We start from the raw sequence: 13,453 nt of genomic DNA, 5'->3' as shown, positions 1-13,453 counted from the left end.
TTCGATGCCTCTGCGGAGGGGTTTGCGTGCATCGATGGGATGAACTGTAAAGTTTCTGAATCAGAAGAAAAACAGCATTGAAACGACTATTGTGTTTCTAATTCAGCAATAATCACGGTTTTGACACCCGGGAAAACCCTTTAAAGGAGCTTTGTTATGGACCGCCTGGCCTCGATGCGTGCCTTCCAGAAAGTGATCGATGAAGGGGGTTTTGCGGCGGCGGCGCGCGCCATGGACATGTCGCCCGCCGTGGTCACGCGGCTGGTGGCCGACCTGGAAGACCACCTGGGCACCCGCCTGCTGCACCGCACGACGCGCCGCGTCTCCCTCACCGACGCGGGCGAGAACTACCTCGACCGGGTGCGCGTGATCCTGCAAGAGCTCGACGAGGCGCACGCGCTGGTGAGCTCGCAGACCAGCGAACTCGCGGGCGTGCTGCGCCTGCTGGCACCACCCGTGCTCGCCACGCACGTGCTCGCCCCCCTGGTCAGCGGCTTTCGGCAGGCCTACCCCAAGATCCTGCTCGACATCGACGTGGATTCCCCCCGCGAGCCCCCGATCCAGGACTACGACATCACGCTCATGGGCGCTCAGGCCTCGTTCGATGCCAACGTGATCGCGCGCAAGGTGCTCTCCAGCGTCACCGTGCTGCTGGCCTCACCCAAGTACCTGCAGCGCAAGGGCACGCCCGTGCGGCCCGAAGACCTGGAGCGGCACGACTGCCTGCGCTTCAAGCCCGCGACCGGCCGCACCCGGGGCTGGCGCCTGCTGCACGAGACGGACGAAGCCCGCTTCGTCGACATCGAGGTGCAGCCCGTGCTGTGGGCCAACCACACCGACACCCTGATGCACGCCGCGCTCGACGGCGCGGGCATCACCGCCACCACCATCGAACTGGCCGCGCCGATGATCGAGAGCGGCGACCTGGTGCGCGTGCTCAACCCCTGGATCACGGACCGGCTGACGATGTACGCGGCCCTGCCCAGCCGCAAGTTCATGCCGCGCCGCACCGAGGTGTTCCTGGACTACCTCATCGAGCAGACCCGAGCCCGCGTGAGCAGCGCGCTGGCGACCTGCAACAGCTGCTGACGCACTCCGTTACACAAAACCCGGCGCCGCCTCAACCCCGTCGAGGCGGTTCGTTCGTTTCAACCGGCTCCATCCACTGTTCGCGGAGCCCGCATGAAACCCCTCCCCTCTTTCCGCCTCGCCCTGTCCCTGGCCGCCGCGCTCGCGGCCCTGACCTCCTCGCCGGCCCAGGCCGTGGGCCGGCTCACCGACATCCAGGTGGTTGACCGCGACAGCGGCGAAACGCTCACGGTCTACCGCCACCAGGGCGAGCACTGGGTCGCCGGGCGGCCCGGCGCGCGCTACGCCGTGTCGGTGCGCAACGCCACGCCGGGCCGGGTGCTCGGCGTGGTCTCGGTCGACGGTGTGAACGTGATCTCGGGCGAGACCGCCGCCTGGCAGCAGACCGGCTACGTGCTCTCCCCGTGGCAACAGCACGCCATCACCGGCTGGCGCAAGAGCGATGCCGAGGTCGCGGCCTTCCACTTCACGGCATCGAGCGCCTCGTACGCCGAACGCACCGGCCGCCCGGCCCACGTGGGCGTGATCGGTGTGGCCGTGTTCCGCGAAAAACCCCTGCCACCACCGCCGCCGGCGGTGGTGCCCTGGCCCTCGCTGCGCGAGCAGAGCGGCGCGCAGAACCGCTCTTCGGCCGCCGACGCCGCCGCCGAAACGCAGGCCGAGAGCGAAGCACCACGCGAACGCGCCGAGTCGCTGGCCGCGCGCCGCATGGCCCCCGCCGCGCCGGCGCCGCGCCTGGGCACGGGGCACGGCGCGCGCGAGGATGCGCCCATCACCCACACCACCTTCGAGCGGCGCAGCGACCGGCCCGATGAAGTCATCCGCATCCGCTACGACAGCCGCGAGAACCTGATCGCCATGGGCATCATCCCCACGCAGGCTGTGCCGCCCAGGCCCAATCCCTTCCCCGGCGCCGTGCCCCCCGGTTACGCGCCCGACCCGAGTTGATGGTCCCCCGGCTCCCATAATCGCGGGCATGTCCGAAGAGGCCGTGCCCGCCGATGAAACCCTGATGCAGGCCTTTGCCGCGGGCGATGCGCGCGCCTTCGAAACCCTGTACGACCGCCACGCCCTGCCGGTGTGGCGCTTCGTGCAGCGCAGCGTGCACGACCGCGCGCTGGCCGATGACCTGGTGCAGGACGTGTGGTTCTCGCTGATCCGCCAGGCCCCGCGCTACGAACCCCGCGCGCGGTTTCGCACCTGGCTGTTCACCCTGGCCCACCACCGCCTGGTCGATCACTGGCGCACCCACAAGGCCCACGCCAGCCTCGATGCGGAAACCGACGACGGCGCCGCCCTCGCCGACACGCTGGCGGCCGATTCGGGCTTCGGCCCGGTGCGGCAGCTGCAGTCGCGCGAGCAGGCCCAGGCCTTGCTGGACGCGCTCGCCGCCCTGCCCCTGCCGCAGCGCGAAACCTTCCTGCTGCAGGCCGAAGGGGGCCTGAGCCTGGCCGAGATCGCGCAGGCCACGGGCGTGAACGCCGAAACCGCCAAGAGCCGGCTGCGCTACGCGCGCGAGCGCCTGCGCCAAGCCCTGGAGGCCTTTGCATGAAGCCGCAAGACGAACTGCTGCAGCGCTACCGGGAGGCCAACGCACACGACCCCGCGCGCCCCGACACAGCCCTGCGCGAGAAGGTGCTGGCCGAGGCGCGCACCGCCGCGGCCCAAGCCCGCGAAACCCCTGGGAACACAAAGCCGCCGGCCGCCAACGATTCGGCCTGGCGCTGGCGCGCCTTCGGTGGCCTGGCGGTGCTGGGCCTGGCCACGCTGGTGGTGCTGCAGTTCGATCGCGGCACACCCGAGGAACGGGAGATCGCCCTCGGCGAGGCCCAGGCGCCCTCCCGCGCAGCGGCACCGGCAGAGGCCCCGGCCGCCGCGCAGGAAGCCGCACCCGCAGCCGCGGTGCCGCCCGAACCCCGGCCCACCCCGCCGGCCGCACCGCGCCCCTTGTCCGAACGCCCGAAGCCGCGCGGTCCAGCACCGGCAGCCACCTTGCCGCCCCCCGCGCCGCCAGCTCCGGCGCCGGCAGAAGCCCCTCCTGTCGCCCCTGGTGTGGCCAACAGGGCAGCGGAGGCCGAAGCCCCTGCCGCCGCATCGACCGACATGGCGACCACGCCCCGTGCCCGTGGTCTGGCACAAGAGCAGGCCCCCGCCGCCCTGTCAGCGCGGCGTGGCGCACCCGCACCCCAGGCCATCGCACCGCTCTCGCCCGCCGCGGCCCTGCTGGCCGCCGCCGCGCGTGGCGCGGTCGCCGATGTGCGCGACGCGCTGGCCCAGGGGGCGGACGTGAACGCCGCCGACGCGCGGGGCCGCACCGCGCTCATGCTGGCCGCGCAGCGCGGCGATGCCCCGCTGGTGCGCCTGCTGCTCGGCGCAGGCGCCGACCCCGAGCGCACCGACCGCGATGGCCTGCGCGCCATCGATCTCGCGCAACAGGCGGGACACGCCGAACAGCTGCCGTCGCTGCAGGAGCGCGGACCGCGCTGAGTCCCGTCGCTACCATGGCGGCATGAACACCCCAGCCTCTTCCTCCTCCGTGCATTTCGGCCACCAGGGCCGCGTCGTCCTCGTCACCGGCGGGGCCCAGGGCATCGGCGAAGCCTGTGCGCGCCGCTTCGCGCGCGAAGGCGCCAAGCTGGTGATCGCCGACGTGGCCGACGCGCGCGGCCGCGCCCTCGCGCGCGAACTCGGCGGCACCTACATGCATTGCGACGTGGGCGACAAGGCCGACGTGGACGCCATCGTCGCACTGGCGCTGGACAGCCACGGCCGCATCGACGTGCTGGTCAACAACGCCGGCATCTTCAAGGCGGCCCACTTTCTGGACGTGAGCGAAGAAGACTTCGACGAGGTGCTGCGCGTCAACCTCAAGGGCGCCTTCCTCATGGGCCAGGCGGTGGCGCGCGCGATGGCGCAGCAGGCCGATGGCGGCAGCATCGTGAACATGAGCTCGGTCAATGGCGTGCTCGCCATCCCCAACATCGCCAGCTACAACGTGAGCAAGGGCGGCATCAACCAGCTCACCCGCGTGATGGCGCTGGCGCTTGCCGACCACGGCATCCGCGTCAACGCAGTGGCGCCCGGCACCATCGCCACCGAGCTCGCGGCCCAGGCCGTGCTCACCAGCGAAGAGGCGCGCCACAAGATCCTGAGCCGCACGCCGCTCAAGCGGCTCGGCGAACCCGACGAGATCGCCGACGTCGTGGCCTGGCTGGCCAGCGACGCGGCGAGCTACGTCACCGGCGAGATCGTCACCGTCGACGGCGGGCGCATGGCGCTGAACTACACCGTGCCGGTCTGAGCGCTGCCCTGCTTCACGCGGGCCGGGGCCGCGCCACCACGGCTTCGCGGATCGGCAGGTGGATCAGCGCCGCGCCCACGGCCAGCACGATGTCGATGTACCAGACCCAGTCGTAGCTGCCCGTGGCCTCGAACACCTGGCCACCCAGCCAGGCGCCGAGAAAGCCCCCCACCTGGTGCGCCAGCATCACGATGCCGAACAGCATGGCCATGTTGCCGGTGCCGAAGAACTTGGCCACCAGGCCCACGGTGGGCGGCACCGTGGAGAGGAAGGTCAGGCCCATCACGGCGGCGAAGGTCAGCATCACGGCCTCGGTCTTGGGCGCCAGCAGGAACACCAGCACCGCCACGGCGCGCGAGGCGTACACCAGCGAGAGCAGCGACTTCATGCGCCAGCGGCCCACGGCCCAGCCCATGGCCAGGCTGCCGATGATGTTGAACAGACCGATCACGCCCAGCGCCCAGGCACCCACCGGCGCCGGCAGGCCGCACGCGGCCACCACGCCGGGCAGGTGCGTGGCGAGGAAGGCCACGTGAAAGCCGCACACGAAGAAACCGGCCGAGAGCAGCAGGTAGCTCGGCGTGTTCAGCGCCTGGCGGATCGCCTGGCCGGTGGGCAAGGCCACCGGCGCGGGCGCCGCCCCGGCCTTCGCAGCCGGGCCCGGACCGCGCAACACCCAGGCCGCGGGCAGCGCCAGCAGCACGATCAGGCCCAGCGCCTGCAGCGCACCGACCCAGCCCAGGCCCAGCGTGAGCGCGGCGGCCAGGGGCGCCATGAGGAACTGGCCGAACGAGCCACCCGCGTTCACGATGCCGGTGGCCATGCCCCGGCGTTCGGCCGGAATCAGGCGCGCGGTCGCCGCCATCAGCACCGAAGGCCCGGCCATGCCGGCGCCGCCGGCGGCGAGCACGCCGATGGCCAGGATCAGGCCCCAGGTGCTGGTCATCAGCGGCGTGAGGTAGGTGCCCAGCGCCACCAGCAGCACACCCGCGAGCAGCACGCGCCCGGCGCCGATGCGGTCGGCCACGGCGCCCGCGAAAGGCTGCGTGAGCCCCCACCAGAGCTGGCCGAAGGCGAACGCCAGGCTGATGCTGCCCACCCCCAGACCGGTGGCGGTGTTCAGCGGCGAGAGGAAAAAGCCCATGGTCTGGCGCGTGCCCATGGTCAGCGCGAAAGCCCCGGCCGCGGCCAGCAGCACCAGCCACCACACATAGGGCGCGCGCGCGGGCGCGGCGGCGGTCAAGGTTTCAGTCTTCATGGGTGTCTTCCTCGTGAAACGCGGCCAGCCCCTGGTCCAGCAGCCCGTGCAGTGCCGCCACGGTGGCCAGGCCCAGCTTGTCGTTGAGTGAGAGTTGCGCGGCCTTCCAGCGCCGCTGCGCCTGGCGCCGCAGCTCCAGCCCGGCGTCGGTGATGTGCACGAGCCGGCTGCGCGCATCGACCCCTTCGCCCATCGCCAGCCAGCCCGCCGCGATCATGGGTTGCAGGTTGCGCGTGAGGGTGGAGGCGCCCATGTCCATGCGCCGGGCCAGCTCGCCGGGCGCCAGCGGACCGAGGCGGTCCACGTGCGTCAGCAGCGAGTACTGCGTGATCTTCAGCCCCGAGCCGGCCAGGTGCTGGTCGTAGTGCTGGGTCACGCGGCGCGTGAGCTGGCGCAGCTTGAAGTTGGTGCAACCCACCGGGGTCGGCGATGTCACCTGGGTGTCGGCATTCATGAGACGATTGTATCTACAATACTTGTACCTGCAAACAAAAAGGAATTCAACCATGACCGTCGAAGAAACCCAGGCCCAGTGGATCCAGCAATACGAGGCCGTCGTGGCCCGCATGAACGCCGGCGCGGGCGTGGGCCTGGCCAACCCCGCCGATCTCGCGGGCCTGACCGGCATGCAGCAGATGCAGGCCATGCTCGACGGCAAGCTGCCCTACCCGCACATCGCCGACACGCTGGACTTCTCGCTGGTGGAAATCGGTGAAGGCCGGGCCGTGTTCCAGGGCCAGCCCCAGCTCAAGCACTACAACCCGCTGGGCACGGTGCACGGCGGCTGGTACGCCACGCTGCTGGACTCCGCCGTGGGCTGCGCGGTGCACACCGTCATGCCGGTGGGCCGGGCCTACACGACGGCGGAACTCAGCGTGAACATCGTGCGCGCGGCCTCCTACAAGAGCGGCCCGCTGCGCGCCATCGGCACGGTGGTCCATGCCGGGCGGCAGCTGGCCACCGCCGAGGGCCGCATCGTGGGACCCGACGGCAAGCTGTACGCGCATGCCACAACGACCTGCCTGGTCTTTGAAGTGCCGTCAAAATAAGGCCCATGCGACTTCTACACACCATGCTGCGCGTGGGCAACCTCCAGCGCTCGATTCACTTCTACACCCAGGTGCTGGGCATGCAATTGCTGCGCACCTCCGAGAACCCCGAGTACAAGTACTCGCTGGCCTTCGTGGGCTACGAAGGCAACCCGGCCCAGGCCGAGATCGAACTCACCTACAACTGGGGCACCGAGAGCTACGAACTCGGCACGGCCTACGGCCACATCGCCCTGGGCGTGCCCGACGCCTACGCGGCCTGCGAGAAGATCAAGGCGGCCGGCGGCAACGTGACGCGCGAGGCCGGCCCGGTCAAGGGCGGCACCACGGTGATCGCTTTCGTGACCGACCCCGACGGCTACAAGATCGAGCTGATCCAGCGCGCGGAGAAGGAAGCGGGCCAGGGCCTGCGTTGAACGCCTGCCGGGCGTGGACGAAAAAAAGCCCGGCATGCCGGGCTTTTTTGTGGGCGCTCAGGCCAGCTCAACGCACGATCAGCACTTCCACACGGCGCGCTTCGGCGTTCTTGCCGGTGCCGGCGGTCTGCTCGGGCTTCTTCAGCTCCACCGCGCCTTCGGCCACGCCCGCGCCCACCAGGGCACTGCGCACGGCGATGGCGCGCTGCTTGGCCAGCTCGGCGTTGAAAGCCGGGTCGCCGGTCAGGTCGTGAAAGCCCGACAGCACCAGCTTCTTGCCGGCCTTGGCCGCGGCGATCGCTTCGCCCAGCGCATCGAGCGCGCCGGCGGCCAGGTCGGCCTTGCCAGACGCGAAGTAGAACTTGACCACGCCGTTTTCCACCACCACGCTGGCGTCGTCGCCCACCGGAGTGACCGTGGTCACAGCCACAACGGCCGCGACCGGAACCACTGCCGCCGGGCCGGCACTGGGCGCGGACTGGCGCGACTTGTAAATGCCCATGCCCAAGGCAAGGCCTACCGCCAACAGGATCGCGCTGATCAGCACCACCGCCACAACGCGGTACTCGGGTTCGTCATCCTGAGAGGACATGGGAAACACTCCGTGAAGAATAATGGGAAAGAACTCGACAAAGATTGTAAATGGCCGACCGTGACACCCCGAGGACGCGCGCGCTCCACGACCCTGCCCTGAGAAACGGCGCGCAGATGATGGCCCATACGCTGGCGCAATGGCGCGCGCAGGGGCCGCGTCCAGACCTCTGGGTGTTCGCCTACGCCTCGCTGGTCTGGCGCCCCGAGTTCGAGGCCGCCGAGCAGCGCCCGGCGCGCGTGCGCGGCTACCACCGCTGCCTGCAGATGTGGAGCCGCGTCAACCGGGGCACGTATGAATGCCCGGGCCTGGTGTTCGCGCTGATGCCCGGCGGCAGCTGCGCCGGCCTGGCGCTGCGCGTGCCGCACGAGCAGGTGGAAGCCCTCATGCCGGTGCTGTGGGCGCGCGAGATGCCCAACCCGGTCTACGACCCGAGGTGGCTACATTGCGACACGCCCCAGGGCCCGGTGCGCGCGCTGGCCTTCACGCTCTCGCGCCAGAGCCCCAGCTACACCGGCACGCTGAGCGACGAGCGCTACCGCGAGATCTTTGCCCGCTCCTGCGGGCGCTATGGCACCACGCTGGACTACGCGCGCCAGACCTTCGAGGGCCTGCTGCACCACGGCATCCACGACCGGGCACTGCAGAAGCTGCTGGCGCTCGCCGATTGACCCGACACAAGGCCCCGCCGGGGCCTCGCTCCTATACTGCCCGCATGAACATCGCCGACCTGCGCAAGAGCTACGAAAAGGCCGAACTCAGCGAGTCCGCCTCGCACGCCGACCCGCTGCAACAGTTCGACCAGTGGCTCAACGAAGCCATCCGTGGTGAGGTACCTGAACCCAACGCCATGACGCTGGCCACCGTGGGCTCGGACCTGCGCCCGAGCACGCGCATCGTGCTCATCAAGGGCTGCGACGAACGCGGCATCGTCTGGTACACCAACTACCAGAGCCGCAAGGGCCGCGAGCTCGCGGGCAACCCGTTCGCCGCGCTGCAGTTCCACTGGGTCGAGCTCGAGCGCGTGGTGCGCATCGAGGGCACGGTGGAAAAGGTGAGCGACGAAGAGAGCGACGCGTACTTCCACAGCCGCCCGCTGGACAGCCGCATCGGCGCCTGGGCCAGCCCGCAGAGCGAGGTGATCGAGAGCCGCACGGTGCTCGTGACCAACGCCGCGAAGTACGGCGCGCAGTTCCTGCTGAAACCGCCGCGCCCGCCGCACTGGGGCGGCTACCGACTCAAGCCCGACACCTGGCAGTTCTGGCAGGGCCGCAAGAGCCGCCTGCACGACCGGCTGCGCTACACCGCGCAGGCCGACGGCGGCTGGCTGCGCGAGCGGCTCGCCCCCTGAGGCCCGGCACGCTCAGCTTTTGGCGGGCGCGTCAGCGCCGAGCAGGTACTCGCGCACCAGTTCGCGGGCGCGGTGCAGGCGGCTCTTGACCGCGCCGGGCGGCTCGCTCAACCGTTGAGCCATCTCCGCGATGGTCAGTTCCTCGAAATCGCGCAGCAGCACCACCTCGAGGTAGTGGGCTGGCAGCGACTCCAGGGCATGGGCCAGGTCGATCCGCAGCGCACCATCCGGTCGGTCCAGCATCTGCGCTTCGGCGATGTCGTCGGTCAAGGGTTCATACCGGAACAGGCTGCGCGACAGTTTGCGGCACTCGCGCTGGATCACCGTGAACAGCCACGACGAGAACGCCGCGGCCGCCCGGAGACTTTGGACCTTTCGCGAGACCACCAGCAAGGATTCCTGGACCGCATCATCGACGTCGCTGGCGTGGCAGTGCTTGTGGGCATAGCGGCGCGCATCCGTCTGGCACAGGGCCAGCAGGCGGGCGATGGCGGCCGGGTCGCCGGTCTGTGCCACCAGGATGAGGTGGTCGCGGTCCGCCACGCTGTCCGCCATGCTCAGGCCCTCTTGTCGAGCTGGCGGCCCAACATCGCGCACATCGGGCAGAAGCCGACCAGGCCGCTCAGGGCCAGCACGGCGCCCATGACGCCGGCCCCCACGGCGACGTTCGAGACGCCCCAGTTGACCACCGCGAAAGCGATGGCCATGGCGCCCATGACCACCCGCACCACGCGCTCCCAGTTCGGGACATTCTTGACATAGATCACCATGCACTCCTTGTTGGCCGAGGAAGACCCTCAAACCCTAAGAGGCGGCAACGGAGGCAAACGGTTCGCGCCGGTGGCAAAAAAAACGCGCCATCGGGCCCCGGCTCCTTCAAGGCCGGACGCCCACCTCGATCGGCCCCGCGCGCTCGATGCGCTGGCCCGCCACCGCCCGCAGCGCGGCGGCGCTCACGAGTTGCGGCGCGATCTCCGCCAGAGGCACCTGCACGAAGGCGCGCTCGCCCATGCGGGGATGCGGCACGGTGAGCCGCGTTGAGTGAATGCGGGCCTCGCCGTACAGCAGCAGATCCAGGTCCAGCGTGCGCGGCGCGTTGCGGTAGGGCCGCTCGCGGCCTGCCGCCTGCTCGATGGCCTGCAGCGCGTCGAGCAAGGCGGGCGCGGTGAGCGTGGTGGCGACCTCGGCCACGGCGTTGAGGTAGTCCGGCCCGCTGGAATCCACCGGTGCCGTGCGGTACAGGCTGGAGGCGCGCTGCACCCGCACACCAGGAACGGCATCCAGGGCCGCAAGCGCCTCGCGCAAGGCCTTCCCGGCGTCCCCGAGGTTGGCGCCCAGGGCCACATGGGCCGTGACCTCGGCGCGCGGCGCGGCCATCACGGTGGTGTCAGCAGACCTCAGCCGCCGGCCTCGTCCGAGCCACCACCGCCACCTTCGACCGGTCCCGCGCCGTTGGGCTTGCGGCGGCGACGGCGGCGCTTCTTGGCCGGTGCCGAACCCTCGTCCAGCGGGGTGTCGTCCGACGGCGCATCCCCACCCTCGTCGCCTTCGACGGGGCGGAAACGCGGATCGACTTCGTTCGGTTCGGCAGCGGCCGCCGCCGGGTGGTCCGCGTCCGTGCGCTTGACGCGCCGGGCCTTGCTGGCGCCCGGCTTGGCCAGGTTCTCGCGGCGCTGCGCGTCCACCATGTCCTCGCGCATGGCGTCGCTCGCCGTGCTGAAGGTTTCCCACCAGTGCGCGAGTTCTTCCTCGACCTCACCGACCTGCCCGCGCAGGCGCAGGAAGTCGAAGCCAGCACGGAAACGCGGCTGCTCGACCAGGCTGAACGGGGAGGTGCCCACGCGCTTGTCGAAGCGCGGCTGCATCATCCAGATCTCGCGCATGTCCGCGCCGAGCTTGCCGCGGCCCGACACGTCGCCGATGCGGGCCTCGAAGGCGTCGTCCACCGCCGCCTGCAGGGCCGCGAAGGGCGCGGGCGGGCGCTGGTTCGGGCGCGGCGTGAGGTGCTGGTTCCAGGCCTTGCGCACGTCGGCCCAGAGCACGCAGGCCAACAGGAAGCTCGGCGCCACCGGCTTGCCTTCGCTCACGCGGCGGTCAGTGTCCTGCAGGGCCAGCTTCACGAAGTCGTCGTCGGCGCGCTGCACGACGATGTCGAGCAAGGGGTAGATGCCCGTGCCCAGGCCCACGGCCTTGAGCTGCTCGATGCTGGCCAGCGCGTGGCCGGTCTGCAGCAGCTTGAGCATTTCGTCGAACAGGCGGCTCTGAGGCACATCGGCCAGCAGCGTGTGCGACGAGGCCAGCGGCGCCAGCGTCTTGGCGTCGAAGGTGAAACCCAGGCCGCTGAGCTTGGCGGCGAAACGCACGGCGCGGATGATGCGCACCGGGTCTTCGCGGTAGCGCGTGGCGGCGTCGCCGATCATGCGCAGCGTGCGCTTCTTGGCGTCGCGGATGCCGTGGTGGAAGTCGACCACGGTCTGCGTCTCCGGGTCGTAGTACATCGCGTTGATGCTGAAGTCGCGCCGGGCCGCGTCCTGCTCGATCGGGCCCCAGACGTTGTCGCGCAGCACGCGCCCGCTGGCGTCCACCGCGTGCTTCATGCCCGCGAGTTCGCCCTTGCTGGTGCGTTCGTTGCCCGCCACCTGCTCGGCCGCGGCGTTGTCCATGTAGGCGCGGAAGGTCGAGACCTCGATGACCTCGTGCTCGCGCCCCCGGCCGTAGATCACGTGCACGATGCGGAAGCGCCGGCCGATGATGAAGGCGCGGCGGAACAGGCCCTTGACCTGCTCGGGCGTGGCGCTGGTGGCGACGTCGAAGTCCTTGGGCCGCAGGCCCAGCAGCAGGTCGCGCACCGCGCCGCCCACCAGGTAGGCCTCGAAACCGGCCTGCTTGAGGGTGTGCACCACGTCCAGCGCGCGCTGGTCCACCAGCGAACGGTCGATGCCGTGCACGCTGGCCGGCACGTCTTCGCGCTTGCCGAAGGGGTTGGCACGGCGGCCGGCAGGGGCGCTGGACTTGCCCAGCAGCCGATCGATGAATTTCTTGATCATTCGAATAGGTTCAGTGTGCGCCAGCCCCGCTCGAGGGCAATGGCGCGGAGCCGGGCATCCGGGTTGGTGGCCACGGGCTCGTTGACTTTTTCCAGCAGCGGCAGGTCGTTGATGGAGTCGCTGTAGAAAGTGCTGTGCTGCACGCGCGACCAGTCCAGTCCCCGTGCGGCCAGCCATTGTTCCACACGGGCGATCTTGCCCTCGCGGAACGACGGCGTGCCCCGGATGGCCCCGGTGGGTTCGCCGCGCGCGTCGCGCTCGAGTTCGATCGCGATCAGTTCGTCCACCCCGAAGGCCCGGGCGATCGGGCGGGTGACGAATTCGTTGGTGGCGGTGACGATGACCACCGTGTCGCCGGCGGCCTGGTGGCGCCGCAGCAGCGCGCGCGCGGGCTCGTGCATGGCGGGCTCGATCACCTCGCGCATGAAGCGCTCGTGCGCCTTCTGCGACACCGCCATGCCGTGCTCGCGCACCGCCTCGATGGCGAAGCGCACGTAGTGGTGGATGTCGAGCGTGCCGGCCTTGTAGTCGGCGTAGAAGCCGGCGTTGGCCTGGGAGAAACCTTGGGCATCGCGCCAGCCAAGCGAGACGGTGAACTCGCCCCAGGCGTAATCGGAATCGAGCGGGATCAGGGTGTGATCCAGGTCGAAGAGAGCCAATCTCATTCGTTTTCCAGCATGGATTTGATCAGGGGAATGGTGATGGCGCGCTGCGTGCGCAGCGCATAGGCGTCGAGCTGGTCGAGCAGCATCATCAGGCTGGAGAGATCGCGCGAGAAGCGGCGCAGCATGAAGTCCATCACCTCGTCGCTCAGGAACACGCCGCGGTCGTCCGCCGCGCGGCGCAGCACGGCGCGGCGTTCGGTTTCGCTCAGCGCCTGCAGCTGGAACACGTGGCCCCAGCCCAGGCGGGTGCGCAGGTCCTCGCGCAGGCGCAGGTCGGCCGGCGGGCAGGTCGCCGCCGCCAGCACCCAGCGCGAGGCGCCGTGCGCCGGGCTCTGCGCGTTGACGAACCAGTTGAAGGCCGCGGCCTGCTGGGCCGCGGTGTAGAGGTGGCAATCGTCGAGCAGCACCGCATCCCACTGGTCGTCGAACTCGGTCGGGTCCAGCACGGTGGCGTCCAGCCAGCCCACGCGGCCACCCTGCTCGCGCAGCGCCTCGCGCACCGCGCGCAGCAGGTGCGTCTTGCCGCTGCCGCTCTCGCCCCACAGGAAGGTGGGCACCGGCGAGCGCAGGGGGTTGTTGGTCCACAGGCGCAGGTGCTCGATGGCGGCCTCGTTGCCGGCCCCCACGAAGTTGGTCAGGGTGGGCAGCGGCGCGAAGCCGATGTCCAGCGCCATCTGGCGCATGG

18 protein-coding genes are annotated in these 13,453 nt (G+C 70.3%); 9 read left to right on the top strand and 9 right to left on the bottom strand.

Annotation, left to right across the window (positions count from 1 at the left end):
* The first annotated feature begins 156 nt into the window (after positions 1 to 156).
* From AC1Q9M_RS22625 to AC1Q9M_RS22605, 5 genes are all read left to right on the top strand, one after another.
* On the top strand, positions 157 to 1,089 hold the full coding sequence (locus tag AC1Q9M_RS22625; RefSeq protein ID WP_382156172.1) for a LysR family transcriptional regulator: 933 nt from the start codon (positions 157 to 159) through the stop codon (positions 1,087 to 1,089).
* Between the two features lie 93 nt (positions 1,090 to 1,182).
* Positions 1,183 to 2,037 (top strand): hypothetical protein, encoded by an 855-nt coding sequence (locus AC1Q9M_RS22620; RefSeq protein ID WP_492435861.1) that lies wholly within the window; start codon positions 1,183 to 1,185, stop codon positions 2,035 to 2,037.
* A gap of 28 nt (positions 2,038 to 2,065) precedes the next feature.
* Positions 2,066 to 2,641, top strand: a complete 576-nt coding sequence (locus tag AC1Q9M_RS22615; RefSeq protein ID WP_382321047.1) for an RNA polymerase sigma factor — start codon at positions 2,066 to 2,068, stop codon at positions 2,639 to 2,641.
* Positions 2,638 to 3,576, top strand: coding sequence for an ankyrin repeat domain-containing protein (locus AC1Q9M_RS22610; protein WP_492435859.1), 939 nt, complete (start codon positions 2,638 to 2,640; stop codon positions 3,574 to 3,576). The genes AC1Q9M_RS22615 and AC1Q9M_RS22610 overlap by 4 nt, the downstream gene beginning before the upstream one ends.
* Positions 3,577 to 3,598: 22 nt before the next feature.
* A complete protein-coding gene (locus tag AC1Q9M_RS22605; protein WP_492435857.1) occupies positions 3,599 to 4,390 on the top strand; it encodes an SDR family NAD(P)-dependent oxidoreductase in 792 nt (263 codons plus the stop codon).
* A gap of 13 nt (positions 4,391 to 4,403) precedes the next feature.
* Here AC1Q9M_RS22605 and AC1Q9M_RS22600 read toward each other — a convergent pair whose 3' ends face one another.
* Both AC1Q9M_RS22600 and AC1Q9M_RS22595 read right to left on the bottom strand, forming a co-directional pair.
* Positions 4,404 to 5,648 carry an MFS transporter gene (locus AC1Q9M_RS22600; protein WP_444687124.1) on the bottom strand — a complete coding sequence of 415 codons (1,245 nt, stop codon included), beginning with the start codon at positions 5,646 to 5,648 and terminating at the stop codon, positions 4,404 to 4,406.
* Positions 5,638 to 6,102 carry a MarR family winged helix-turn-helix transcriptional regulator gene (locus AC1Q9M_RS22595; RefSeq protein WP_382321054.1) on the bottom strand — a complete coding sequence of 155 codons (465 nt, stop codon included), beginning with the start codon at positions 6,100 to 6,102 and terminating at the stop codon, positions 5,638 to 5,640. Before AC1Q9M_RS22595 ends, AC1Q9M_RS22600 begins: the two co-directional genes overlap by 11 nt.
* 52 nt (positions 6,103 to 6,154) lie before the next feature.
* On the opposite strand from AC1Q9M_RS22595, the gene AC1Q9M_RS22590 reads away from it, so the two are divergent.
* Complete coding sequence (locus AC1Q9M_RS22590; RefSeq protein ID WP_291121768.1) at positions 6,155 to 6,697, top strand: PaaI family thioesterase; 543 nt, start codon at positions 6,155 to 6,157, stop codon at positions 6,695 to 6,697.
* A gap of 5 nt (positions 6,698 to 6,702) precedes the next feature.
* The gene (gloA, locus tag AC1Q9M_RS22585) at positions 6,703 to 7,113 is read left to right on the top strand and encodes a lactoylglutathione lyase (protein WP_291121767.1); all 411 of its coding nucleotides are present in this window, start codon (positions 6,703 to 6,705) and stop codon (positions 7,111 to 7,113) included.
* A gap of 67 nt (positions 7,114 to 7,180) precedes the next feature.
* On the opposite strand, the gene AC1Q9M_RS22580 is transcribed toward gloA, so the two are convergent.
* Positions 7,181 to 7,705 (bottom strand): OmpA family protein, encoded by a 525-nt coding sequence (locus AC1Q9M_RS22580; protein WP_492435853.1) that lies wholly within the window; start codon positions 7,703 to 7,705, stop codon positions 7,181 to 7,183.
* 50 nt (positions 7,706 to 7,755) lie between these two features.
* Here AC1Q9M_RS22580 and AC1Q9M_RS22575 point away from each other — a divergent pair, with 50 nt between their 5' ends.
* Positions 7,756 to 8,376: a gamma-glutamylcyclotransferase gene (locus tag AC1Q9M_RS22575; protein ID WP_382321060.1), complete on the top strand. Its 621-nt coding sequence runs from the start codon at positions 7,756 to 7,758 to the stop codon at positions 8,374 to 8,376.
* Between the two features lie 44 nt (positions 8,377 to 8,420).
* Positions 8,421 to 9,056 carry a pyridoxamine 5'-phosphate oxidase gene (gene pdxH / locus AC1Q9M_RS22570; RefSeq protein ID WP_382156150.1) on the top strand — a complete coding sequence of 212 codons (636 nt, stop codon included), beginning with the start codon at positions 8,421 to 8,423 and terminating at the stop codon, positions 9,054 to 9,056.
* 12 nt (positions 9,057 to 9,068) lie between these two features.
* Here the strand turns inward: pdxH and AC1Q9M_RS22565 are convergent, their stop codons facing one another.
* The 6 genes from AC1Q9M_RS22565 to hda all read right to left on the bottom strand — a co-directional run bounded on the left by AC1Q9M_RS22565 (position 9,069) and on the right by hda (position 13,451).
* Positions 9,069 to 9,611 (bottom strand): RNA polymerase sigma factor, encoded by a 543-nt coding sequence (locus AC1Q9M_RS22565; RefSeq protein ID WP_382321063.1) that lies wholly within the window; start codon positions 9,609 to 9,611, stop codon positions 9,069 to 9,071.
* A gap of 2 nt (positions 9,612 to 9,613) precedes the next feature.
* Entirely contained in the window at positions 9,614 to 9,826 is a 213-nt protein-coding gene (locus tag AC1Q9M_RS22560; protein WP_382321065.1) for a YgaP family membrane protein, read from the bottom strand.
* A gap of 106 nt (positions 9,827 to 9,932) precedes the next feature.
* Complete coding sequence (gene folK / locus AC1Q9M_RS22555) at positions 9,933 to 10,433, bottom strand: 2-amino-4-hydroxy-6-hydroxymethyldihydropteridine diphosphokinase (RefSeq protein ID WP_382325685.1); 501 nt, start codon at positions 10,431 to 10,433, stop codon at positions 9,933 to 9,935.
* A gap of 20 nt (positions 10,434 to 10,453) precedes the next feature.
* Entirely contained in the window at positions 10,454 to 12,103 is a 1,650-nt protein-coding gene (gene pcnB / locus AC1Q9M_RS22550; protein WP_382321067.1) for a polynucleotide adenylyltransferase PcnB, read from the bottom strand.
* Entirely contained in the window at positions 12,100 to 12,768 is a 669-nt protein-coding gene (locus tag AC1Q9M_RS22545; protein ID WP_382156140.1) for a histidinol-phosphatase, read from the bottom strand. The genes pcnB and AC1Q9M_RS22545 overlap by 4 nt, the downstream gene beginning before the upstream one ends.
* Positions 12,765 to 13,451 (bottom strand): DnaA regulatory inactivator Hda, encoded by a 687-nt coding sequence (gene hda, locus AC1Q9M_RS22540; protein WP_382163911.1) that lies wholly within the window; start codon positions 13,449 to 13,451, stop codon positions 12,765 to 12,767. The genes AC1Q9M_RS22545 and hda overlap by 4 nt, the downstream gene beginning before the upstream one ends.
* Positions 13,452 to 13,453 lie beyond the last annotated feature (2 nt).

This window comes from Hydrogenophaga sp. GW823-FHT04C09 (assembly GCF_058796355.1).
Note: the sequence above shows the minus strand (reverse complement) of the source record. Positions and strands in the feature narration are given on the sequence as shown.